Origin of the sequence: Duganella phyllosphaerae (genome assembly GCF_001758785.1) — a bacterium.
GTDB lineage: Bacteria > Pseudomonadota > Gammaproteobacteria > Burkholderiales > Burkholderiaceae_D > Rugamonas > Rugamonas phyllosphaerae.
On record NZ_LROM01000047.1, the window covers coordinates 1 to 24,785 of the forward strand.

General features: G+C 67.2%; 9 protein-coding genes. All 9 read right to left on the reverse strand.

Annotation, left to right across the window (positions count from 1 at the left end; genetic code table 11):
• A partial coding sequence (locus DUPY_RS03295; RefSeq protein ID WP_229255221.1) for a YDG domain-containing protein occupies positions 1–3,935 on the reverse strand: 3,935 nt, incomplete at its 3' end.
• 68 nt (positions 3,936–4,003) lie between these two features.
• Positions 4,004–4,966 (reverse strand): tetratricopeptide repeat protein, encoded by a 963-nt coding sequence (locus DUPY_RS03300; RefSeq protein ID WP_229255222.1) that lies wholly within the window; start codon positions 4,964–4,966, stop codon positions 4,004–4,006.
• A 141-nt stretch (positions 4,967–5,107) separates the two neighbouring features.
• A complete protein-coding gene (locus DUPY_RS03305) occupies positions 5,108–5,830 on the reverse strand; it encodes a phage tail protein (RefSeq protein WP_084640525.1) in 723 nt (240 codons plus the stop codon).
• A gap of 418 nt (positions 5,831–6,248) precedes the next feature.
• Positions 6,249–8,252, reverse strand: a complete 2,004-nt coding sequence (gene recD, locus DUPY_RS03310) for an exodeoxyribonuclease V subunit alpha (RefSeq protein ID WP_070246362.1) — start codon at positions 8,250–8,252, stop codon at positions 6,249–6,251.
• On the reverse strand, positions 8,242–11,976 hold the full coding sequence (gene recB / locus DUPY_RS03315; protein ID WP_070246364.1) for an exodeoxyribonuclease V subunit beta: 3,735 nt from the start codon (positions 11,974–11,976) through the stop codon (positions 8,242–8,244). The genes recD and recB overlap by 11 nt, the downstream gene beginning before the upstream one ends.
• Positions 11,973–15,461 (reverse strand): exodeoxyribonuclease V subunit gamma, encoded by a 3,489-nt coding sequence (gene recC, locus DUPY_RS03320; RefSeq protein ID WP_070246366.1) that lies wholly within the window; start codon positions 15,459–15,461, stop codon positions 11,973–11,975. The genes recB and recC overlap by 4 nt, the downstream gene beginning before the upstream one ends.
• Before the next feature lie 49 nt (positions 15,462–15,510).
• The gene (locus DUPY_RS03325; protein ID WP_070246368.1) at positions 15,511–18,462 is read right to left on the reverse strand and encodes a hybrid sensor histidine kinase/response regulator; all 2,952 of its coding nucleotides are present in this window, start codon (positions 18,460–18,462) and stop codon (positions 15,511–15,513) included.
• A 110-nt stretch (positions 18,463–18,572) separates the two neighbouring features.
• Entirely contained in the window at positions 18,573–22,418 is a 3,846-nt protein-coding gene (locus DUPY_RS03330) for a cellulose synthase subunit BcsC-related outer membrane protein (RefSeq protein WP_070246370.1), read from the reverse strand.
• Positions 22,418–24,760 (reverse strand): cellulose biosynthesis cyclic di-GMP-binding regulatory protein BcsB, encoded by a 2,343-nt coding sequence (gene bcsB / locus DUPY_RS03335; RefSeq protein ID WP_084640520.1) that lies wholly within the window; start codon positions 24,758–24,760, stop codon positions 22,418–22,420. The genes DUPY_RS03330 and bcsB overlap by 1 nt, the downstream gene beginning before the upstream one ends.
• Positions 24,761–24,785 lie beyond the last annotated feature (25 nt).

Here is a 24,785-nt window from a genome sequence, read left to right on the forward strand (position 1 = left end):
TTGGCGTCGGCAAAGCTGCCCACGCCCGTACCCGTGACCGCGACGATGTCGCTGCTTAGGGCGCTGACCGCAGCCGTGCCGCTCAGGGTGGCGCCGGTGGTGGCGTCGTAAGTCTTGTTGGACGCAGCAATGCCCGACACCGCCAGGCTGGCCTTGCCGATGGTGGCCGTCAGACCGCTCGGTTGCGCAACCACGTAGTTGCCGGCATCCGTGCCGCCCAGCACGTAACCGGACACGGTCACCGTTTTACCGGCGCCGGCATTCTTGGTCGCAAAGCTGCCCGAACCGCTTCCGGCCAGCGTCACGCTGTCGCCCGCGATCATGCCGGAATATGCCACGTTCGACGTGTTCAGGGTGGCCGCCGTGGTGCCATCGTAGGTCTTGTCGACAGCGGTAATGCCGGCCAGCGCGATGCCTTTGGCGGTCACGGTATAGCTGCTGCCCGCCGTACCGAGCACGTTGTAGTTGCTGGCCAGGCCGCCGTTGCTGCTGCCCAGGCTCAGGCCGGTGACGCTGGTCAACATTGAACCGGTTTGCACATTCTTGCTCGATAAATTCGACGCATCGCCGGCGCCGGACACGGCAAACGACTGGCCGGCCACGCCGGTGGCCGTCAGCGTACTGCCCGCCACGGCGGTCGTGCCGTCATAGGTCCTGGTGCCGGTCAGCGTGAGATTGGCCTTGTCGATGCTGGCAGTGACGCCAACCGGCTGCACCAGGTTGTAATTGCCGGCATCGGTGCCGGCCAGTCCATAGCCGGTCACCAGCACCGACCTGGTGCCGGCATTGGGGTCGACGAAGATGCCGCTGCCGCTGCCGGTGACCGCCACGACATCCCTGCCGAGGGCGGTCACGCCGGCCGTGCCGATCAGCGTAACGCTGGTGGTGGCATCATAGGTTTTATCCGCGGCCGCGATTCCCGACACGACCATGTTGGCCTTGCTGATGCTGGCGGTCAGGCCTGTCGGTTGCGCAACCACGTAGTTTCCTGCATCGGCGCCCGACAGCGTGTAGCCGCTCACCGTCACAGCCTTGTTGACACCGGCGTTCTTGGTCGCAAAACTGCCCGTGCCGCTGCCGGCCAGCGACACCGCGTCGCCCGCAACCAGGCCCGAATAGGCAACACTGGCAGTGTTGAGCGCAGCCGTGGTCGTGGCGTCGTACACTTTATCGACGGCGCTGATGCCGCTCAGCGTGAGGCCTTTGGCAGTCACGGCATAGCTGCTGCCAGCGGTGCCGAGCGCATTGTAATTGCTGGCCAGGCCGCCGTTGCTGCTGCTGCCCAGGCTCAGACCCGCGGTGCTGGCGAGCGCCGCACCGCTTTGCACATTCTTGCTGGCGAGATTGGCGGCATTCCCGGCGCCGGTAACGCTGAAGCTCTGGCCCGCCACGCCGGTTGCCGTCAGGGTGCTGCCCGCCACCGATGTGGTGCCGTCATAGGTCCTTGTTCCCGCCAGGGTCAGATCGGCCTTGTTGATGGTGGCGGCCAGGCCGGTCGGTTGGTTGACCACGTAGTTGCCGGCATCGGCGCCGCTCAGCGTAAAACCGCTGACGGTAACGGCCTTGCCAGCGCCGGCATTGGCATCGGCAAAGGAGGCGGTGCCGGAACCGAGCGTAACGCTGTCGCCGCTGACGATACTGGCGGCGACACTGGCGCTGCCGGACAGGGTGGCCGACGTGGTGCCATCATAGGTTTTGCTGTTGGCAGTCACACCAGAGAGGTTGATGGTTTTGGCCGAGATCGAGGCAGTCTTGGTGTCGAGGCCACCGATGAAGTACTTGTTGCCGTTGTAGCTGATGACGGTGGCGCCATCGCTGGCGGTGCTGGTGACGGCGCCGGTGCCCGTAGCGGTAACGCCAGTGATAGTGACGGCTTTGTTGGCGCCGACATTCTTGTTGGCAAACATGCCCTGCGCACTGGCGGTATTGAGCGTCAATCCGGCCGGCAGGGTCGATGCGGAAGTCAATCCCGACACGGACGTTGTCAAGGAGCCATCGTAAGTCTTCGAGGCAGCCATGCCGGTCACATTGATAGCCATGTAGGCCGTCAGTTGACTGGGGTCAGCTTGCAGGTTGGTGGTAAAGTCGGTCGGCGAGCTATAGCTGGTCGGATTGTAAAAGATGGAAAGGGTGCTTCCACTATCGGCCAACAGGACAAAATTTTGACCCGGATCGGCAAATTTGACCGTGCCTGTACCCGTGGCAGCATTATCTGCCTTCAGTACGACTTTCCCGGCGCCGTAAGCCAGGATGCTCCCGCCAATCGTCCCGCCGGCGGGGTCGCCTGTATACTTCACGTTGGTGGTTACTTTGAAATCAACGTTGCGATAGGCGCTCAGCGTGAGCGTGTTGTTACCCATTTCCCAATTAATACCTGGATTGTTGGACGCATCATAATCCGTCGCGGAACCAATGTAATCGAGCACGATGATATCGCCATTGCCGGGCGCTCCGGTACACGACACGCCCGTGCAACTGGCCGACGACCCGGTGGTCTTGATGGTCACGTTGCCATGATTGAGCGCAGCCGTCAAAACACGTGTGTCGACATTGATGGGGTAGGAAACACTGTTCAACCCACTGTTAAAAATACTGTTATTGCCTATCGTAATATCATCGGGATCGAGCAGCCAGTCGCCTGCCACGCCATGGGGCGCCGCTGTATTGACGGTGGCGCCGGCATTGATGCCCAGGTTCTTGCCGGAGGTTTCCACCTGGCCGCCGTTGCCGGCGGTGCTGCCGCCGCGTGCCGTGATGCTGCCGTTGAACTGCGTGGTGCCATCCGACCAGACCGCCACACTGCCGCCGTTGCCAGTGGTCAGAGCATCGGCCTTGATCGAGGCGCCTGCTGCAACTGTCGTGGTGTGCGCATTTTGCTCGGCGCCGGCGCCGAGGAAATTTCCGCCGACGAGTGCGGTGCCGCCGCCGGCGTCGCCTGACACATCGGCCAGGCCGCCTGCCGCCAGGGTGACGGCGCCGCCCAGCACCTTCACGGCGCCGCCCGTTTCGCCGTGCCCGAGGCCGGAAGCATCGAGCGTGCCGCTATTGCCGGCGGCGCCAGCGCTGCCGGCCTCCAGCACAATCACGCCGTTGACATTCTGCACGCTGCGCGCCTGGATGATACCCGTGTTGTTGACCACGCTGGCCAGCACGGCATCCCTGGCGCCGGCGGACAGCCAGACCGCGCCGCCATCGGCATTGATCAGACCGCCATTTTCAGCCAGGTTGTTCAGCGTGCCCTGGTTCACTTGCAGTTGAACCAGGCTATCGCCAGCAAACGACAGCGTGACGTCGCTGCCCGCGCCCAGCGCCACCGTCCCCGCCCTGGCGTTGATCGTCCCGGAGTTGGTGACCTGGTTGCCGATGAAGGCAACGTAGCCGCCGTTGCCGGTATTGATGGCGCCCTGGTTGATGATGCTGCCGCTGCCGGCGCCGCGGAAATTGCGCGTGGCACTATTCAGGCTGGCATCGCCGATATCGAGCGTCGACGCCACCAGGCCGCCGACATTGACTTGCGATCCGGCACCAAACAGCACGCCGTTCGGATTGATCAGGTAGACTTGGCCGTTGGCGTTGAGCGCGCCGTAGAACTCGGTGGCGCTATTGCCGCTGATACGGTTGACGGCTATCGCGCTGGCCGAGGGCTGGACGAAATTGACGGTTTCGCCACTGCTGGTATTGAACGACTGCCAGTTCAGCGACAGGTTCTGGCTGGCCTGCGTCACCGTGGTGGTGGCGCCGTTCTGGTTGATGGTGCCGTTGCCGGCTATAACCTGGCCGCCGGTCGGCCCCGCCATGGCCGCGTGCGAAGCCGCCAGCAACACGCTGGCGACCAGGCGGCGATTGGCCGACTTGCCCTTGCCCCTGGCGCGTTCGTGGACCACCACCCAAGTCTGTTGAACATGACTCCAGACGAGTCGGTAAATGCGGTTCATGGAAGCATGCATGGTGGTGTTCCCTCGTGATCAGCGCTGCGCGAGCGACGGCGGCGCCTGTGTTTATGCTAGTTGACTGTCGATTTACCGAGATGCTCGGCCACGCGGCGGTCGAGTTCGGGCTTCCACTGCAGTGGCATCACTTGCTGCAGCAGTTGTTCAATACCTTCGATTTGCGCGAGGTCCGCCGGGTCGCTGGTGGTGGCTTTGGCCGCGCGGCTCCACATGTAAATCTTGGCCAGGCTAACCGGCGTCAGCGCGCCGGTGGCAGGGTCAGGCGCGCTGTTGCCATACAAGATGGCAACTGGCAAATAAGCGGGAGCATACCCCTCGGAGGCCGCGTGTTCGAGCCAGGACAGGGCCAGGCCCGGGTCGGCAGCGCCGCCCTCACCCTGTCCCAGCATCACGCCGAGGCGGTATTGGGCCACCACCATGCGGTGTTCCGCCGCCTGCTGATACCAGTAGCGCGCAGCCGCCAGGTCTTGCCGGACATCAGGATCGTTCTTGTAGTAATCGCCCAGGCGCAACATGGCCGGCGCCGAGCCGGCCTGCGCTGCCTGCGCGCACAGCGTCAGTCCGCGCACAACATCCTGGCCGACCAGCTGGCCGCGAATATACAGTTCACCGGCGGAGCAGTTCGCGTACGCGATCCCTGATTGCACGGCCTTCTGGTACCACACCAGCGCAGCCTTGCCGTCTGCCGCGCGCCCGGTACCGCTTGCCAGGCAATCGCCGATAAACTGTTGCGCCGCCGGGATATTGCCGTGTGCCGCCTTTTCGAACCAGGCACAGGCAGCGACCGGATTGCGCGCACGCCCCCATCCCTCCCGTTCAATCAATCCCAGGTTGAACCGGGCCAGGGGATTGGCGGCGGCAACGCGCACATTTTCCTTGTAGGCAAGCGCATAGTCTTGCGCGGCCAACGCCTTGTTCGCAACAGTCAATTCAGTGACGAGGTCGCGCTCGGCGGCGCCGGCGCTCATCGTCGCCGTCAGCAGGGCCGCAGCCATCATCATATGGGCAATAAGCACAGCAAATTCCCGGCAAAGTTGTTATAGGTAACATGACGCCCCACCAGCCATCGACTAGGCCGGTGGCTGGCGGCAAAACGGGCGTCGACGACAACGCGATACGGCTGCACCGCGTTTCGGATCGGTCGAAGCGCTTGACGGTTAGTCGCGGCTCGGATAAATGCCGTTGGTCGCGATGTAATACGTCATGGCGATATACGACGGCCGGATGTCGATCGCCGCGCCCGTGCCGACGATATTCGTGTTGCCGCTGACGGTGGCGGCGCCGCCGACGACGCCGGCCATGACTGCGCCGCCCGCCACGGTAGCGGTTGCGGAACTGGCAGGCACCGTCACCGACACCGCGCCGCCGCTGATGGCGCCGGCATTGAGCGTGGCATCGGGCGTGGCGCTGGAATAGACGTTGACGAGATTGCTGGTGCTCTTGCCGAGATAGTTACCCGATGGCGAAGTGACACCACCCGAACCACCGACCACGTTCAATTTCAGTCCGGTCACCGTACCGGTTGCCGTCGCGCTGGCGATATTCACCGTGGCGTTCAAGGTCGGCAGCGTGGAGGAGACGGTCAACCCGGAGATGGCGACCGGAAGCCCGGTCACGGTGAACAGATGCGGCGGCAACTGGCTTGTCGTCAGGGTGATGGCATTGTTGCCGCCTTTGGCGCCGGCTGCGTAGTTGACGCCGTCGGCAGCAATTACAAACCTGCCGCGCAGGTCGGGCAACTTGAAGCTCGACGTGTTGCTGCTGCCATAAATGGTGCCGATCAGCGAGTACAGCGCTGCATAGCTGTTGATCGACAGATCCTGGCCGGCAGCGAGCGTAAATTGGTTATTAAAGTTGCCGAACGTATATGGCACGGCCATCACGCACATACTTGCAAGCACTGGCGTATCTGAGCAGGCAAAGCTGGCGGGACTCCAGGCCGCCGCGACCATACCGGCGACCAGAGCGACCCGTGCACAACGATTTCTCACTGCGAATGCCATCATACCCCCCTAGGTTCTAGTAAAAACCATGTTATTAATATTTAAATAATCTCCAATAGGAAATTAATTCCTACTGGCAATCCTTTAAATAATAATTTAAAAGCCAGCGATTGGGCAATATCTGCTCGCAATTTGTGACACAGAAACGTCGCCAATCGCAACATTTCGAACACAAAGCCGGGAGTTCGTTACATTTTGTGAGTATTTATGCGTATTCGTTATGTGTGATTAGTTATAACGGTGCCAGTCGCTCGGGAGGCGCTTGAGAAAAAATCGAGAATAATAATTAATTGCATCAGGATCGGAGTTGGGAAGATTCGAGCAATTCGCGCAAACCACTGGCTCGCTGCGTGCGCTGGGCTATCGCCTCGAGCAACACCTGGCCGTTCGGCGTGAGCAGGGTGAAGAACTCGCGCGCCCGGGTGATGCCGGTGTAGATAAGCTCGCGCGCCAGCACGCCGCCGCCCTCTTTCGGCAACACCAGCACCGTGTGGCGGAACTCGGAACCTTGCGATTTATGCACGGTCATGGCAAACGCCGTATCGACGTTGCGCAGGCGCGTGGCCAGTACGCTGCGCACGGTGTCGCCTTCCGAGAAGTACACGCGCAAGGCGCCGGGGCGCGCCGGATCGGGCAAGGTCAGGCCGATGTCGCCGTTGAACACGCCGGTGCCGTAATCGTTGCGGGTGACCATGACCGGCCGGCCGACATACCATTCGCCGCTGCGACGCAACAGCCCGGCTGCCTGCAGCTGCTTTTCAATGGCGTCGTTCAAGCCGGAAACGCCCCATTCGCCATCGCGCACCGCGCACAGGATGCGGAAGGTTTCGAATGCTTTCAGTACAGTTTGCACCCAGGCCAGGTGCTCGCCGTCGCCCTGCCCTTGGGCGACCAGGCGCAGGTAATCGCGGTAGCCGCCGGGGGCGCCCTCGCGCCCGGCCAGCGCCAGTTGCAGCAAATCCCTGGGCGCCGCCGGGTCGGTCCAGGCCACCTTGGCGCCGTCTTCGCCACCGCTGCCCGCGCGCAGGATGCGCACCGCGCTGGCCGCATCGCCGCCGTTGACTGCCAGCGCCAGCTGGCCGATCGGGCCGCCGAAGCGCATGCTTTTGCGCAGCATCACGGTTTGCTGGGCAATCGGGCCGGCACGACCGGCGTAGTGCTGCGGCAACTGCTGGCCCGTACTCGCTTGCACATACGATAAGGTTTCCGCATCGTAGCCGCCAGCCTCGGCGTGATGGCACAGGTCGCCGAGCACGGCGCCCGCCTCCACCGACGCCAGCTGGTCCTTGTCGCCGAGCAGGATCAGCCTGGCGCTGGACGGCAACGCGGCCAGCAGCGCAGCCATCATTTCCAGGTGGATCATCGACGCCTCGTCGACGATCAGCACGTCGACCTCGAGCTGGTTGCCGGCGTGGTGGCGGAAAGCGCGCGTGTCCGGTCGCGCGCCAAGCAGGCTGTGCAGGGTGCGGGCGGCGCCCAGTTCGCGCTGCGGCATCACCGCCAGCACGCGCTGGTCCAGGCCGGCCAGCGCCACGTCGATCGATTGTTTCAGGCGTGCCGCCGCCTTGCCGGTCGGCGCGGCCAGCGCCACCCGCAAGCCGGACTGCTGGCCGCCGCTGGTGGCGAACAGCAGCGCCAGCAGGCGCGCCACCGCGTAGGTCTTGCCGGTGCCGGGACCGCCGGTAATAATGCCGAGCTTGCCGCGCATGGCCACCGCGCAGGCGGTCTTTTGCCAGTCCACGCCATCGGCCTGCTGCCCGGCCGGGAACAGGAGGTCGAGCCAGTGGCGCACGGCGCCGGTCTGGTCGTCGGCGTCGCTGGCCAGCAGGCCGCCCAGCGCGCGGGCGCGCACGGCGTGCGCCACCTGGGTTTCATCGCGCCAGTAGCGGCGCAAATACAGGCGTTCGCCGTCGAGGATCAGCGGTTGCTGGAAATCGAGGTCGCCCACCGGCCAGACTTGCTCGCACTCGGCCAGCAGCTTGCGCCAGGCGGCGACATTGCGCGGCCACGGCGCCACCGCCGCCACGGCCGCACGCAACGCGGTCCATTCCTCGCCATCGAGCCCCAGCAACGGCGCCGGGTCGCCGGCCAGTTCGGCCAGCAGCAGGCAGCTGTGGCCGCGCCCTTCCAGTTCGGACAGCAGCACGCAGGCAAGCATCAGTTGCGGCGAAGCGCCGCCGAGGGAGGCGATGAAGCGGGCGAAAGCGCCGCTCAGGCGCCGCAGCCGGCCGTTTTCGGTCAGCGCATCGACTGCGGCCAGCAGTGGCACGGAAGATTGCGCAAAAGAGTCAGGCGTCATGGTGGTCCCCGGCGTCGAATAATGCGTCCAGTTGCTGTAACAGTTCCGGGTCGGGTGCGATCCAGTAGCAGCCGCGCGTGGCCGTGTTGGCGATCCCGCGCAGGAACAGGAAGACCGCACCGCCCAGGTGCTCGGCCGGGTCGTAAGCGTCACCCAGGCGGCTCTGCAACAGCCGGTGCAGCGCCAGCATGTAGATCGCGCCCTGGATGTCGTAGCGGTGTTCGGCCATGGCTGCCATCAGCGCCGGCTTCTGGTAGGCGGCGTCGCCGGCGCCCAGCGCGTTCGATTTGTAGTCCAGCACCCAGTAGCGGCCTTCATGTTCGAACACCAGGTCGGCAAAACCCTTGAGCATGCCGTGCAGCTGGCGCTCGGGCAGCGATGGACGCGCCATGCCGTCCAGCAGCCGCGCCACGCACAGGCGGTCGAGCGCGCCGGTGGACAGGCGCTCGCTGGGGAACCAGAACTCCATTTCGGCCAGCGGGGTATCGATGCCAGACAGCGCAGTGTCGATGTACGGCAGCGGCGTGCGGGCGATTTCGCCCACCCAGGCCAGGGTGTCGTCGAGGCGGTTGCCCCAGCCGGCGCGCTCCACCCGGCGCGTCAAGCGCGCAGCGAAGTGCTCGTCATTGACCGTATAAAACCCCTCCTGACCCAGCCATTCGAGCTGCTCGTGCAGGAAGTTGCCGGGCACGGAGCCGCGCGGGAAGCGGTGCCACGGCGCGTCTTCCACCTTCACGGCCGGCGCCGTGGCCGGCAGGTCGGCTTCTTCGAGCAGCTTTTCCTGGGCGGCGTCGCGCGGCACCGGCAGCGGCGGCAGCGCAGTCAACGCATCGCCGCCGATGGTGGCGGTGGGACCGGTGCGCCGCGCCAGCGAGCTGAAACTGCCTACCGACCAGTCGCGCTCGAAGCGGCCCGTGTAATGAGGGGCATCGACCAGTTGCGGGCGGTCGTCCACCCGGTGCAGCATGGTCGCCGGCGTACTGTCGCCATCCAAAGGGGTGATGGCGATCGCCGGGCAGTCCTTGCAGGTGTCGGTCCAGCGCGCGATCATGGCGTCAGTCGGTAGCGGTGCGCCGCCGGTGAGCAGGTAGCCGAGCGCCGAGTCGTGCAGGCTGTTGGCGCCGCCCTTGCGCGCGCCCAGCGCGGCCACACCCAGCCACAGGAAGTGGCGCGCGCGGGTGAGCGCCACGTACAACAGGCGCAGGTCCTCCTGCAGGCGGGCGTTTTCCACCAGCGCCAGCGCGGTCTCGGTCAGCGCCATGTCGATGCGGCGCGTGCCGTCATCATCGCTGAATTCGAAGAAACTGCGGTTGCGCCGGTCCACCTTGCGCGCGGTGACCGCGAACGGCAGGTACACCAGCGGGTATTCCAGGCCCTTGGATTTGTGGACCGTTACCACTTTTACCAGTTCGGCGTCGCTCTCCAGGCGCAGCACCCGTTCGTCGCCGGCGCCCTCCCCCGTTTCGATCTGCTCGGCCAGCCAGCGGATCAGCGCCTGTTCGCCGTCGAGCTGGCGGCTGGCCGATTGCAGCAGTTCGGCCAGGTGCAGCAGATTGGTCAGGCGCCGCTCGCCGCCCGCCTGCAGCAGCAAGGCAGCGGGCAGTTGCAGCTCGTGGATGAAGCGACGCAGCATGGCCAGAACGCCCTGGCGCTGCCACACGATGTGCAGCGTCTTGAGCTGCTCCACTCGCGCTTCCCACGCCAGTTCGTCGGACGACAGCGCGGCCAGTTCGGCCAGCGGCAGGCCGGCGGTGCGGGTGGCGTAGGCGGCCCGCGCCAGGCCGCCGTCGAGCGGATTGGCCACCGCCGACAGCCAGCGCAGCACGTCGCCGGCCTCCTCGCTGTTGGTGACCGAATCCTTGTCGGACAGGTACACGCTGGCCACTTTGCGCCGTTGCAGCGCGCGGCGGATGGCGGCGGCCTCGTTACGGTCGCGCACCAGGATGGCGATATCGGCAGGCTTCAGGCGTTCGCGCCCCTTGGGGCCGTCGAAGCCGACTCGCGCGTCGTTGAGGCGGGCGACGATGTCTTCGGCGCAGTGGTTGGCGAAAAATTCACGGTACTGGTCACTTTTGAGTTCCCGGTCGGTGCAGGCCACCACCAGCGCAGGCGCTTCCCCGGCGCTGTCCACCAGTCGGTCGGCACGGCCTTGCGCCGCCACCGCCTCGAACGGCAGCGGATTGTTGCGGGTGCCGGGATCGCGGAAGCGGAAGGCGCCGCGACCGAAGCCGCCGGCGTCCAGCGTCCCTTCGGCGTTGAGGAACAGGTGGTTGACTGCCGCCACCACCGGGCCGGTGGAACGATAGTTGGTGCCCAGCTGGTAATGGCGGCCCTCGGTGGCGCTGCGCGCGGCCAGGTAGCTGTGGATGTCGGCGCCGCGGAAGCCGTAGATCGACTGCTTGGGGTCGCCGATCAAAAACAGGCCGGTGTTGCGGTCGTTGTCAGCCACCCGGTACAGCAGGTTGAAAATCTGGTACTGGTTGGGCGCCGTGTCCTGGAACTCGTCCACCAGCGCCACCGGGTATTGTTCGACGATGCGCTGGCGCAGCGCCGCCGCGTTCTCGCCTTGCAGCGCGGCGTTCAGGCGGTCGAGCATGTCGGCAAAGCCGAACTGGCGGTTGCGTTTTTTCAGTTCCGCCATGCGCAGCGCCACCGCGCCGGCGGCGTGGCGGTACAGGGCATGGGCCAGCGGCTCGAACTGCTCGAGCGCCTCTTTCAGGGTGGCGATGGCGTCGAAGTCGTCGGGCACGGCCGCGTGGCTGTCCTTGGAAAACGCGTCGGCGATGCCGTCCGGCGTGAGCCGATTCCAGGCGGTGGCGGTCAGGTCCGGCATGACGGCAGCGGGGTCGAGGGCCCACGTCCGCAGCGCCTCGAACCACGCGGCCACCGAGGCGGCACGCATCTTGACGCCATTGAAGAACTTCGGCGTGGTGGCGGTGAGCTGGGCGATCCACTGCTCCATGCGATTGGCGCGGTCCACCCAGCCGGCTTTGAGGCCCGCCAGTGCGGCCTGCTGTTCGCGCTGCACGGTGGCGATCAGGGCGCCGAGAGACAATGCAAGATCCTGGTCGCCGATGATGTCGGCGCGCCGCACCAGGTCGCGGATCGAGCGCTTGAGTACCTCGACGTCGCCCCAGCATTGCAACAGCGCTTCGAGTTGGGGAGCGGCCAGCGGGTAGACCTGCTGGCGCCAGTAATCGTTGGCGGCGTCTTCGAACAGCGCCTGCTCGTCGCTGACCAGTTCTTCGTCGAACAGGCTGCCGCTGTCGAACGCGTGCTCGCGCAGCATGCGCTGGCACCAGGCGTCGATGGTGAAAATCGCCGCTTCGTCCATGGTTTCCGCCGCCAGCATCAGGCGGTGAGCGGCGCGCTGGCGCTCGCTGCGATCGGGGTACGATTCGAGGATGGCGTCAAGATAAGCGTCCGGTGTGACGGCGTCGAGATCGTCATTATCGACGCTACGAAAGTACGCGGCTGCAGCCACCAGCCGTTCGCGCACGCGGTTGGACAGCTCGCGCGTGGCGGCGCGGGTAAAGGTCATCACCAGGATGTCGGCCGGCAGCAGCGGGCGGATGAAACCGTCGTCGCCGCCGTGGCCCAGCACCAGCCGCACGTACAGCGCGGCAATGGTCCAGGTCTTGCCGGTGCCGGCGCTCGCTTCAATCAGGCGCGAGCCGTGCAGCGGAAAGGTCAACGGTTCCAGCTTGTTTATGGTGTTGCTCATGCTGCGTCCCCGCCGTCGATCGGCGTCATGGTGATACATTGTTCGAGCCAGCGCGCCAGCGGCCCGTACAGGTCCTGCGATGCCCGTTCGAAATCCGGCTGCGCCGACAAGGCGCTGTAATCGGGCCACAGGCGCGCCAGGCACAGGTCCTGGTTTTCGCCTTGCAGCTCGAAGCCGCCGTCGTACACCGTGCGCGGGTCGGCTTTACTTTCACCCTCCCCGACCAGCGCCAGCGCCGTCTTGCAGGCAGTGGGCAAGGGACGGTCCATGCCGTCGCGCCACAGCGCGGCCAGCACGCGCAGCGCCTGCATGGCTTCGTCGCCGGCCAGAGGCGCCATGGTGACGATCATGTCGCGCGCCACCAGGTAGCCGGTCACGGGCAGGCCGGCAGCGGCGGCGGCCAGCTGGCGTATCCACATGGCGATCAGCTTGTCTCCGCGCGCGCGGCCCTGCTTGTCGGCCACGCGCGACGACATCTGCATCAGCCACACGGTACTGGCGCCGTCGCTGCGCAATTGATCGAGCCAGTCGTCGAGCTGCACCGGGCCCAGGTCCAGGCTCAATGCCAGCTTGGGCGCCGGCTGGCTGTAGCGCTGGCGCAGCGTGAGCCAGGCATGACGCACCGGCGCCAGCGACGTGACCAGCTGGCGCTGGTACTGGCGTCCGACCAGGCCGATCGGCAGCGCGCCCTGGCGCGCCAGCTGTCCGGCGCGTTCGGTGAGCTTGTCGGCGATGTCTTCCAATTGTTCGGTATCGGCGTCGTCGTCGAGCATGGTGTCTTCGAGCAGGTAGCGCTCGAGCGCATTGAACGAAAACGGTTCCTCGTCGTCGCCCAGTTGCGCGGCCTCGCCGAACACCACGGCCAGCCGCTCGCGGAAGAAGTAGCGCACCGGCTGGCGCAAAAAGCCGGCCAGCGCGCCGAGCTTGAGGCGGTACTTGTCGTCCAGCGCGAACGGCGGCAGCACGTCTGCCGGCGCCGCATCTTCGGCGCCATCGACACCAGCGCCAGTGTCGGTACCGTCGTGCGCTGCGCGCCACTCGCGCGCATAGGTCAGCAAGCCATTGTGCTCGAAATAGCGGCGGCTGAACGGTTGCAGCGCATGCTCGGTAGTGCGTTCCTCTAGTTTCAGTTGCCAGCCGGCTTGCAGGTAATCGCACAGCTGCGACACCAGCACCGATGGCGGCTGCTCGCTGTTGTCACGCACATTGCGGCCCACCCAGCTGATATACAGCTTTTCACGGGCAGCCAGCACCGCTTCGAGCATCAGGTAGCGGTCATCGTCGCGGCGCGAGCGGTCGCCGGGGCGCGCCATGCCGGGCCAGGCCAGCAGGTCGAAGTCGGCCTTGGGCGCGCGGCGCGGGAAGTCGCCGTCGTTCATGCCCAGCAGGCACACCACGCGGAACGGCACCGCGCGCATCGGCATCAGGGTGCAGAAGGTGACGCCGCCGGAGACGAACTGGTGGTTCAGCGTGGGTTCGTCCATCAGGCCCAGCCACGCTTCGCGCAGCACGGCCAGCGGCACCACTTCCTCGAACTGGGCGCCTTCGCAGGTTTCGAGCCAGTTGTTGAGCGCATCGTCGAGCTGCGCCAGGGTCAGGCGGTCGCCCTCGTCGCCGGCCTTGAAGAACGCGGCCATCAGCGCGCGCGCCTGCACGCCCCAGTCGGCCGGCGTGCGCGCCTGCGCCAGCGCGGCGCGCCAGTACAGCAGCGACTCGACCAGTTGCGCCAGCGAGCCGGCCAGCGCGGCATCGAGCCCGCCCACTTCGCCATACGGTTCGATGCCGGCAAAGCTGGCGGTGCGGCCGCCCTCTTCGCGGCCGCCGCCGCTGGCATAGCCGAGCAACATGCGGCGCACGCCAAAGATCCAGGCATTCTGTTCGCCGGCCGAGCCGAGACCGAGTCCGCTGCGGTGCTCGAGGTCCAGCCCCCAGCGCACGCCCGAGCCTTCGATCCACTGGCCCAGCGTGGCCAGGTCGTCGTCACCGAGGCCGAAGCGCGCAGCCAGCGCCGGCACGTCGAGCAGGTCGCGAATTTCGCTCTGGCGGCAGCGCTGCTGCGGCAACCGCAGCAGCCACTCCAGCGCGACCAGCAGCGGATTGACGCTGCGGTCGTTGACGTCGCCGATCTCGAACGGGATGTAGCGCGCGTCGCTGCGCCGGTGCTGGCCGAACACCGCGTGGATGGCGGCGGTAAAGGTGTCGATGTCGGGCACCATCACCACCACGTCGCGCGGGCGCAGCGGCGCGCCGTCCCTGGCGTGGTCGGCGAACATTTGCAACAGCTGGTCGTGCAATACCTCAACTTCGCGCTGCACGCTGTGGGTGACGTGGAATTCGATCGAGCGGTCGGTCGCAGCGGGCGGCACGTGCGGATGCTCGGACAGCGGCAGCAAATCGCGCACGGCGGCCTGCACCTGGGCCAGCAAGGTCTCGCCCGCGTCGTCGCCGAACAGGTCCACGCGCAGCGGCACGGTGTTACCACCGCCTGCATCGTCGTCGGCGGCAGCAGCAGCCGATGCTGCCTCGTCGAACTCGTCGAGCATGCGGATGAAGTCGCGGCCCTGGCGCCCCCAGCTGGCCAGCAGCGGGTGGCTGTGCGCGTGCAGTTCCTCGAGCGGCAGCGCGCCCAGGTCCTGGCCGTTGCGCAGCTGCTGGCGCCGGTACGCGGAGCGCAGCAGGTCGCGGCCCTCAATGATGTCGCCCCAGTAGTAGCGGCACGGATTGGGCACGGCCAGCACCACCTGGGTGTGGCGCGCCAGCGTGGCCAGCGCCTCCAGTGTCTGGTACGGCAGCGCCGAGACGCCGAAGATGACGATGCGGCGCGGCAGGCGGCCCAGCGGCAGTTCGCCGGTGGCGCTGGCGCGCACGAATTCGGTGTGGACGGTGGCGCGGCCCAGCGCGCGCTCGTGCGGTTCGACGTCGCCTATCACGGCGCGCCACAACTGGCCCTGCCAGCACTGCGCCTGCGGCAGTGGCATGACTTGGCCACGGGCGCAGCGCAGCTGGTCGCGGCCGGCGGCCCAGTCGTCGAGCCAGTCGGCGCGGTACACCTGGTACTGGTCATACAGGTCGGCCAGCCGTTCGGCCAGTTGCAGCCGCCGTTCGGGCTCGCCGTCGGCCAGAAAATGGCGCAACGGCGCAAACACCGGGTCGGCCAGCAAGGTTGGCAGCAGGCGCATCAGGCGCCAGGTGAGCGGGCCCTTGTCGAACGCGGAGCGGCGCGGCACCCGCTCGCGGCCCAGCATGCCGCGATAGGTCTCCCACAGGAAGCGGGCCGGCAGCGCCACCCGGGTGGCGGCGCACACGCGCATTTCCTCGGCCAGCGCGATCTTGAGCCACTCGGCCACGCCGTTCGACTGCACCAGGAAGGTCTCGGGCTCCAGCGGCCCCAGCGGATGGTTGTGCAGCCACTGGAACACGGCCGCGCGCAGCTGCTCCATCTGGTTGCCGTGCAAAATCAACAGGCCGGGGGTGATACTGGACATGGGGTTCTTGGCTGCGTGGCGAAACGCGTATGAAAACCGTATTATCGCCCTAGCCGGGGTCGTAAGCCAGCAGTTCCTGCTCCATTTGCGGGCCCAGCAGCAGCAACAGCGCGTGCATCTGCGCCACCAGCGCGCAAGCCCTGGCGATATCGGCGTCCCGGCGTCCCTGTTCCAGCGCCAGGCACAGGTTGCCGAAGCGCATGGCGCCCACCGCGCGCGCCGACGACTTCAGGCGGTGGCCCAGTTCCGACAACCGCGCCAGGTCGGCGGCAGCCAGTGCGGCGTCGATTTCCACCATGGTCTCGCGCGCCGATTCGAGGAACAGCAGCGTGTACTTGCGCATCTTGTCCGGCTTGCCGGCAAAGGTTTGCGCCAGCGCGGCGATGTCGAACAGGTCGCCCTCTGCCGGCGCCGCTGGCGGCGACGGTGGCAGCGCCTGCGGCTGCGCTGGTTGCGGATGAGGCGCATCCGGCCGCAGGTCGGCCAGGGCGGCCTGCAACACCGCAGCACCGGCCGCCGTGGCGCTGCCGTCGGCCATGGTGAAGAACGAGGGCGGCGGCGCCAGCGGCCGCGGCGCCGCGGACGGCGCGGCGGCGCGCTGGGCCAGCCACTTGGCCAGGGTGGCGAACAGCAGTCGTGGCGCCACCGGCTTGGTGACGAATTCGTCCATGCCGGCGTCCATGCAGCGCTGCTGGTCTTCGCGGCCAGCGTTGGCGGTCATGGCGATCACCAGGGTGCCGGACAGCTTCGGGTGGGCGCGGATCAGGCGGGTGGCCTCGAAGCCGTCCATGACCGGCATCTGCACGTCCATCAGCACGCAATCGAAGCGCTCCTTGAGCAGCAAGTCGATCGCTTCCTTGCCGTTGTTGGCCACGCACACGGTGGCGCCGCCGTCTTCCAGCAGTTCCTGCCCCACCTGCTGGCTGAAGATATTGTCCTCCACCAGCAGGATCGAGGCGCCGCGCAGGCTCTCGAACAGGCCGGCCTGCAGCGGATCGGCCGCATTCGCGCCAGCACCGCCGTCCGCGCCAGGATCGTCGGCCACGGCCAGGGCATCAAACGGGAGGTCCAGGCGCGCCGTGAACCAGAAAGTGCTGCCTGCGCCGGGCCGGCTCTCCACGCCCACCCGGCCACCCATCAGCTCCGCGAGTTGCTGGCTGATGGCCAGTCCCAGGCCGGTGCCGCCGTAGCGGCGGGTGGTGGAATTGTCGGCCTGCTGGAACGACTGGAACAGCTGCGCCACCTGGTTCTCGCTCATGCCGATGCCGCGGTCCTGCACCTCGAAGCGCACCAGCAGGTGCTGGTCATGCTGTTCCAGCAGGCACGCGCGCACATGCACCCGGCCCCGCTCGGAAAACTTGATGGCGTTGCTGGTGAAATTGATCAGCACCTGCTCGAGCCGCAGCGGGTCGCCGCGCAGCTGGCGCGGCAGGTCGGGATGAATGTCGTAGACCAGTTCCAGCCCGCGCGCGGTGGCCAGGTCGCCCAGCTGGCTGGTCAGATTGGTGAGCAGCCGGTCGATCGAAAAATCGAGTACTTCGAGGTCCATCTTGCCCGCCTCGATCTTGGAAAAATCGAGAATGTCGTTGATGATGCCCAGCAGGTGCTGGCCCGAATGGTAAATCTTTTGCAGGTAGTCGCGCTGCTTGGGATGGGTAACGCTCTTCAGCGCCAGGTGTGCCATGCCGATGATGCTGTTCATCGGCGTACGTATCTCGTGGCTCATGTTCGACAAAAAGTCGCTCTTGGCACGGTTGGCAGTGTCGGCGCGCTGCTTCAACCGGTGCATCTCCGTGACGTCGGTCGAGACGCCGATCACCGCCGCCACCGAACGCCCCAGCGTGACCGGCACCCGCACGCTCCAATGGTACTGCGTCACGCCGCCGTGACCGGCATGCTGCGTTTCACTGGCGCGCTTGAGGCCGTCGGCAAACACCGGCTGCTCCAGCGCCCACGCGGCATCGGCCTTCTCTTCCGGCATCAGCTCGCGATCGCGCCGTCCGACGATCTGCGCCGCCGGCAGGCCCAGGTGCTCGGCCATCTTCGGGTTGACGTAGAGGTAGCGGCGGTACTGATCCTTCATGTAGACGTGGGCGTCGAGGTTGTTGAGCACCGTGTCGAGCAGCACCCGGTGCTTGACCGCGCGCCGCTGCGACCGGTACAGCACGGCCAGGTAGCTGTACAGCAGCAGCGTGCCGGCGCCGCCCGCCACCCCGGCCGCCAGCGGGAAGTACACGTCGAAACCATTGCGCAATGCCTGCTTGCGCACCCGGAAGCGCGCCTTCCATAACGCCCCGTTGAAATCGACAGGCAGCACCGATTCGAAATAATCGGCGGTCGCCATGGCCGCAACAGGTTCGGCGCCACGCTCGCTGAACAGCAGCCGGTCGCGCGGCTCGATCACCAGCCGGCGGCGGTCGGCATCGACGCTGCCGTCCGCGTACAGGTCCAGCTGCACGCCGCGCACCATGGTCTCGTCCAGCACCACCTGCATCAGCCTGGCGACCGAAAAGTTCAGACCCACCATGCCGCGATACGCAGCCCGCCGCTGCGCTGCATCAGCCTGCGCCAGGCCGGGACGGTAGACTGGCAGGCGCATGCCGAGCACCCCCTCGGCCCCAGCCGGGGCGGTGCCCGGATGGACGACGACCGCCGCACCGGGGTCGGGCTCCCAGGTCATCGACACCACGGCCGGAAACTGGCGTGGCAGGTCCAGGCCATCGACGTATCGCAGGATCTGGCGCCGGTCGGCATCGTCGCTGGCCCGCACCAGCGCCGCCAGCCCGCGCGTGACACCGGCGTACGCCTTGATGCGCACGGAAATAGCGTACTGGGTGCTGCGCGCCACGTGGTCGAACCGCTGGCGCGCATCGGCATCGACAATGCGTTCGCCCACGAAATACGCGGCCACGCCCACGGCCACGGCCAACGCCCACCCGGCGCCCCACAGCAGCAGCCGCGCGGCGTTGAATCTACTGGTACTGGTACCCGATGTGAGCATGAGATGGTTTCACGAATGCAAAAATTTGCAACGGAAGCATACTATTAATGCCAGAATGAAACCAGTGGAAGAATTGGTGAGAATTGCTCAAGTTAGGTTGAAACTGGCTATCAGCGCACCGGCGCCGGCACCGGCGGGAACGCCACCGGCCTGGCAGCCACGCCGTCGGGCGCAAAGCGCAGGTACAACATGAAGCGGTTCGGTGCGTAGTCGATCGAACGGTCCAGGCTGAAACTGCCGCCGATAAACATATTCTTGCGCACCTGGTATTCCAGCGTGGTCGCCAGCGAACGGCCGACGCTCTTGCTGGTGCCGGCGCCGGCGCCGTAGCGCGGCTCGAAGAAATTGGTGGCGACCAGGGCGTCGGCCTGGCTTTGCAATGCACTGTCGGTCGGAAAATAATCGGCCGCCCTGGTCTGTGACAGCGACCGCGAGACGGCGCCGCGCACCGTGAACGACAGGCGACCGATGCGCTCGCCGTAAGTGACCGGCAGCGACACCGATTTATACGAGGCCGGGCTGTAATAGCCGCCGTGCCCGAAAGTGTATTCGCCCACGTTCTTGCTGAAGCGCCAGACCATCGCCGTCACGCCCACCGACAACAGCCGGTTGTCGGTATTGATCACGCGGCCGATCAGGCCCCCCATCCATTGCAGGCGGCGGTTGGTCTGCACGTCCTTGCCGGTAAAACTGTGGACGCCGGCGTTGGTCCACAGGCCCAGGGCGCCGCCGTCGTCGCGGCTGGCGGACAGCGTCATGCCGTTCTGCGTGACACCGCCCCATACCTTGCCGGTGGCCGGGTCGGTCATGCCGGCGTAAGACAGCAGGCTCGACGTCAGCGCCCGGCGTGATGCTTCGACCGCGTAGCCGACCGCTCCCAGGTCGCCCTGGTACGTGACCCCGCCAACCAGCGTGGTCAAGGGGAAGCCCAGCGGCGTGGTGCCCACGTCGGCCTTCCATGGACCGCGCTCCCAGCCCGCGTTCAAGGCGATGCCGTGCGCGTTCTGGCTGGCCGCTGGCGCCGTGCACAGCGGGAAGCACAGCAGCACCGTGCCGGCGTTGCGCGCGTCCGGCAAGGCCGGATCGAGCAGGCCGCCGCGGATGTCGACGATGTCTGCGCGCAGCGCCACCCGGTCCGGCCCCAGCTGGCGCAACTTGTATTCCAGCGCCAGGGTATCCATGCCCAGTTGCGACAGGCCGGGCGTGCCGCTGCGCGCCTCGTGGTTGAGCGCACTCGATACCCAGGCCTCGCGCTTGTCCAGCAGTTCCGCCAGGCGGTTGACCCGGTACGATTCCAGCACCGGGCCGGCCAGGGCATTGCCTTGCTGGTAGTAGCCAATGGCCTGGTCCACCTGCCCCGCGCGCACGGCCAGCCCGCCCGCGCGGTCGAGCAGCGACAGGTTGCCGGGATGGGCGGCCAACGCCGGCCACACCAGGCGGGCAGCGCCGGCCTGGTCACCCAGGTCGATCAGCGCACTGGCCAGGTCGGCGGCCACCTGCGGATCCTGCGGCGCGCCGCCAGCGAGCAAGCGGTCGATCTCCGCGCGCGCCTCGGTGCGCTGTCCTGTCTCCACCAGCAGCTCCACCAGCGCAGCGCCATGGCTGGCGTTATCCGGTTCCAGCGCCTGCAGCTTGCGGTAGCTTGCCAGCGCCGCTGCCGGCTGCCCCATCGCCCTTTCGATGCGCGCTTGTTCGGCCCGGAGCGGCGCCCGATCGTCATGCGCGGCCAGGCGCGGCGCCAACGCCTGCAAGGCGTCCGGGTATTGTCTGGCGCCACGCAGGCGTCGTGCGGTGGCCAGCGCGATGGCGTCTGCCGCAGCATCCCACGCGGTGGCGTCCTGCGCCGACAAGGTGGGCGGCTGCAAACCGTTGAGGACGGCCAGCGCCTCGGCGCTCGCCCCCGCGTCCGACAGGATGCGGGCGCTGCGGATCGCCTGGTCGGGATTCAAGCCCGCCGGCAGGCCCTGCAACACCACCAGCGCCGCAGCGGGCGCCTCGACATCGGCCATGGCATCGGCGAGGTCGAGCAAGCGGTCCGGTTCGGCCGCGTAGCGCTGGGCTGCGGCCTGCAAGCCGGCCAGCGCGGCGGTGCGCGCGCCGCTCTGCGCCTGCGCGCGTGCGCGCTGCGTGGCCAGGTCGACTTCGAAGCGGCCCGCCTGGCGCTGCATCTCCGGCGTGCGCTGCTCGGGCTTGATCGTGGCCAGCATCGCCAGTGCCTCGGCCTCGCGCGCCTGGTTGCCCTGGAATAGCGCATAGGCGTAGCGTGCGGTTGGATCGTCGGGATGGGCCGCCAGCAATTGGTCGAACGCGGCAAAGCCGCGCTGCGGTTCGCCTTGGGCGGCATAGGCGCGCGCCATCGCGTAGCGCAGCCAGGGGTCGGCGTCGTCCAGCGCCGCTGCCTGTTCGTAGAGTTCCAGGGCGCCGCGCGCATCGCCTGCCGCCACCAGCGCGTCGCCCTGCTGTTGCAGGCGCGTGGCGCGGCTGAGCGCGATATCGCGCTGCAACGCCTGCCGTTGTGCGGGCGGCGCCTGCGCGGCGAGTTGTTCCGCTTCGGCGTCGCGGCCCTGGCGCTGGAAGAATTCAACCGTGTCCGCGCGCGCGCCCGACGGTTCAGGCACCACGGCCAGTGCCTGCCGCAACAGCTTTTCGGCCTCGGCGTGATTGCCACGCAGCTCGGCCAAGCGGGCCTGTGCCAGCAGCACCGCAGGTTCGCCCGGATCGAGCTCACGCGCCTGGCCGAGCAGGCGCGCGGCCAGCGCATAATCGACGGCACCGGCAGCGCCTTCGGTAGCATCGCGCGCGGCCCGCATCAGGCCCCAGAATCGGGCGGTGCGCTCCATCGATTTCCAGCGCCGCAGCTGCTCGGGATCGGCACGCTGGGCGCGCTGGAACTGCTGCTGCGCCTGGTCGTGCAACCCCTGGCGCAAATAAACCGTGCCCAGTCCACCCAGCACGTCACCATCGTTCGGCCGCGTCAACAGGGCCTGGTTGAATTTTTGTTCGGCCTGTTCGAGCTGGGCGGCCTCGAGCAGCGCCAGGCCGTCAAGACGGGCGCGGTAGCCGGGGTCGGCCAGCAGCTGGCGGCGCTGCTCGATGCCGCGCACCAGGGCGGCACGCTGCTCGCGCACCGCGCTATCCTCGCCGCTTTCGTCCTGCATGTAGCGGTCGATCAGGACCAGGCTGGCGGGTTCGGGGTCAAGCGCCAGCATGGCGCTGCGCCAGATATCGCGCGCCGCCGCCCCGAACCGGGGCATGGCGCTGATGCGCATCACTGCGGTGAGCGCGGCGCCGTTGTTGGGCCGCTGGTTCAGATCGAGCTTGGCCACGGCCAATTGCAGCGCAATATTGTCGGGCTGCTGGCGCAGCAGTTCGCGCAGGCCCAGGTGCGCCTTGTCGCGCCCGTCCTTGGTGCGGGCCAGCACCTGGTAGTAATCCATCTGCATGGTGCTGTCGAGCGGCTGGCTGGCCTTCATCGCGTCCATGATGCGCAATGCTTCGTCCACGCGGCCCGAGCGGGCCAGCGCGCGCGCGCTGCGCCAGCGATGGGCGCCGTCGCCCTGCTGCTGCTTCTGCTGCGCCTGGTACAGCGCCAGCGCCGGATGACGGGGGTTGAGCCGCTGCAGGCGGGCGATGGTGGCCGCCGCTGCGGGAGCGCGCTGCAGACGCAGCTCGATCATGGCCTGGCGTCCCAGCGCGTCCTGGTGGTCGGGCGCCAGGCGCAGTACCTTGTCGAGCGCCACCAGCGCCAGCTCGTCGTTGCCGCGCCATTCCCAGAAGCTGGCGCGCCTGAGCAAGGCATCGACGGCGCCGGTGTCCGCACCGGCGCGCTGGACCAGCGTCGGCGTGGCTGCAGGTGCAGTTGCGGCGCTGGCAGGCGCGGGTGCAGATGCGGCGCTAGTCGCCGCAGCTAGGCATGCCGCCGCCAGCCACAAGGCCGCTGGACGCAGACGGGCCATCAGCGCTGGTCCACTTTCAGGCGGCGCGCGGCGATCGCGCGCAGGGAGCGCCACAGCGCAAAGGCGATCACCAGCACCGCCAGCACGCCCATCAGGCCCAGCAGGACCGGGTGGCCGGACATGTGGAACCAGATCAGGGTCCACCACGGCAGCTCGCCGAGCTTGTAGGTGTCGCCCACCAGCATGCTCTCGACGCGCTTGCCGCTGACGAACGCAGCGCTGCCTTGCAAGCTGCGCACGGTCACCTCGTCGGCCAGCGCATCGAGCACCTGCAGCATGTCCTGCGGCGTGCCGGCGGTGACCGCCACCACGCTGCGGCCGGCCGTGATCGGCGATTCGAAGCCGGTCATCAGCGCCATCGGTCCGCTGCCGCTCAGCGACTCCGAGCTGGCCACCTGCGGATCGGGGTTGGTGCCAAAGCCCAGCCAGTCGAACAGGCTGCTGGCGGTCGATACCGGCTGGCTGATCTTGCGGGTGCGGCCGTCCAGCGCTGCGGGCAGCTTGGCCGACCAGCGCTGCAACAGCTTTTGCTGGCCGGCGGCGCCGATGACCAGCAGGTCGCGGTCCTTGAGCAGGGTGTCGTTGCCGGCGGTGGTCACTTCCACCAGCGTGGCCGGATAACCGGTCGATTCGCCCACCCGGCCCAGCAACCCCAGCATCACTTCGATATCCTGCGCGGCAGGCGCGTCGGGCAGCACCACCGTGGTCTGCGCCAGGTCGGCAAACTTGGAAAACGGGAAGCCGGCGCTGGCGAAGTAGCCGAGGTTCGGCATCTCGGCATAGTGCGGGTAGCCGGAGAAGTCGATGGTCGAATCGGCATCGATCATGGCGCGCACGTTGTCGATCTGGGTTTCGCACGGCCCTTCCTTCTGGTAGCTGAACGAGAACGAATACTGCATCTGGTTGCGGCTGCCCAGTTTGAACGCGGGCACCAGCACTTCCTTGCCCTCGCCGAGCAGGCCGTTTTCCAGCAGCGGCAGCACCAGGTGGGCCGAGTCGCCGCCCTGGCCGGACGAGCGCAGGTTGAGCGACGCCAGCAGTTCATCGTTGATGCTCATGCTCATGCGCGATTCGCTGGCGCGGATCGGCGGCGTATAGCGGAACTTGAGCGATACCGGCACGCCGCGGCTATGCCAGGTAAACAGGTCGGGCGGAATGCGCAGGTTGATGCGCACCGGCGCCGGCGCGTGGCCGAAGACCTGCAACTGCTGCTTGTCTTCCACCAGTTCGCCGAATTTGACCGGGCGGTCCATGCGCACCCAGTTGGGCGCATCGTAGGCGGCGCGCGGACGCTCGGTGCGCGAGGCGGCCACCGCGATCTGGCTGCCGCTCATCGCGGCGCTGCCGCGCGCCAGGGCGTCGGCGGCAGCCTTCAAGTCGGCGGCATCACGCCCGCCAACGAGCAGCAGCAAACCGAACGGATCGGCCGGATTGCGGATCACCGAAATCGACGGGCCGGCAAATGGCGCCAGCGTCGCCAGTGCCGCCGGCCGTTCGGTATTGGTCGCAAACACCACCGCGTGGCCGTGCGGCAGCTGGTTCAGCGTCACCGGGAAACGGCTGCCGCGCCAGGCGGTCAGCGCCTCGTGGTTCGGCAAGCTGACCGCCGCGGCGCGCAAGGTGGCGTGCGTAGGCCTGGCGGCAAAGACGAACGGCAGCGTCAGGCGGCGGCTGTCGCGCAGGTCGAAGAACGGTTCGGGCAGCCGCGCCAGGTCGGTGGCTACCGCCAGCGGACGCACCGTCAGTTGCAGCGTACTGGCGCCGCTCACTTCGGCCCACAGGCTCGAGTGCAGTGCGTCTTCGCACTTGTCGGTGTAATGGCCGATGAACTGCAGCGCCAGCGCGTTGTAGTCGGTGAGCACGCGCGGGTCGATCTCGATGTCGCTGGTGAGGGTTTTGCCGGCGTTTTCCGGCGTGACCGGCAGCACCGTCAGCACCTCGTCGTTGAGCAGCACCTTGATGTGGGACTGGCCCGGTATCAGGGCCGGCGAGTAGCTGTAACGCAGCCGCAGCACGGCGCGCGTGACCAGTTCGTCGGCACGGGCGCCGAAACGCACGACCTCGATGCCGTTGGTGGTGCGCAGCCGCAGCACCGTGCCGCCGCCCATGCCCGACAGCGGATACGTGCGCGTGACGGCCGGGCCGGCGCCGTCGGCGGCGGCGGTCGTCACCGGCGTGGTGGTCGGTGCAGTGGCCGGCGCAACGATCGGCGCAGACAGCGGCGCAGACATCGGGCCAGCGGCGGGCATGGCCGTCGGTCCGTTGGCCGGCTTGGTCGGGCCTGGCGCGGCAGTCAGCACGCAGCTGGTCAGGCTCAGGATAATCAGTAAAAGTCGGCGCATGGTAGTCACTGTCGTCAAGGTCGTT

Bases quoted from the DNA above. Each gene is read 5' to 3' on its own strand.
- DUPY_RS03305 (WP_084640525.1), bottom strand. From the start codon at position 5,830: ATGGCCGTGCCATATACGTTCGGCAACTTTAATAACCAATTTACGCTC.
- recD (WP_070246362.1), bottom strand. From the start codon at position 8,252: ATGACGCCTGACTCTTTTGCGCAATCTTCCGTGCCACTGCTGGCCGCA.
- recB (WP_070246364.1), bottom strand. From the start codon at position 11,976: ATGAGCAACACCATAAACAAGCTGGAACCGTTGACCTTTCCGCTGCAC.
- recC (WP_070246366.1), bottom strand. From the start codon at position 15,461: ATGTCCAGTATCACCCCCGGCCTGTTGATTTTGCACGGCAACCAGATG.
- DUPY_RS03325 (WP_070246368.1), bottom strand. From the start codon at position 18,462: ATGCTCACATCGGGTACCAGTACCAGTAGATTCAACGCCGCGCGGCTG.
- DUPY_RS03330 (WP_070246370.1), bottom strand. From the start codon at position 22,418: ATGGCCCGTCTGCGTCCAGCGGCCTTGTGGCTGGCGGCGGCATGCCTA.
- bcsB (WP_084640520.1), bottom strand. From the start codon at position 24,760: ATGCGCCGACTTTTACTGATTATCCTGAGCCTGACCAGCTGCGTGCTG.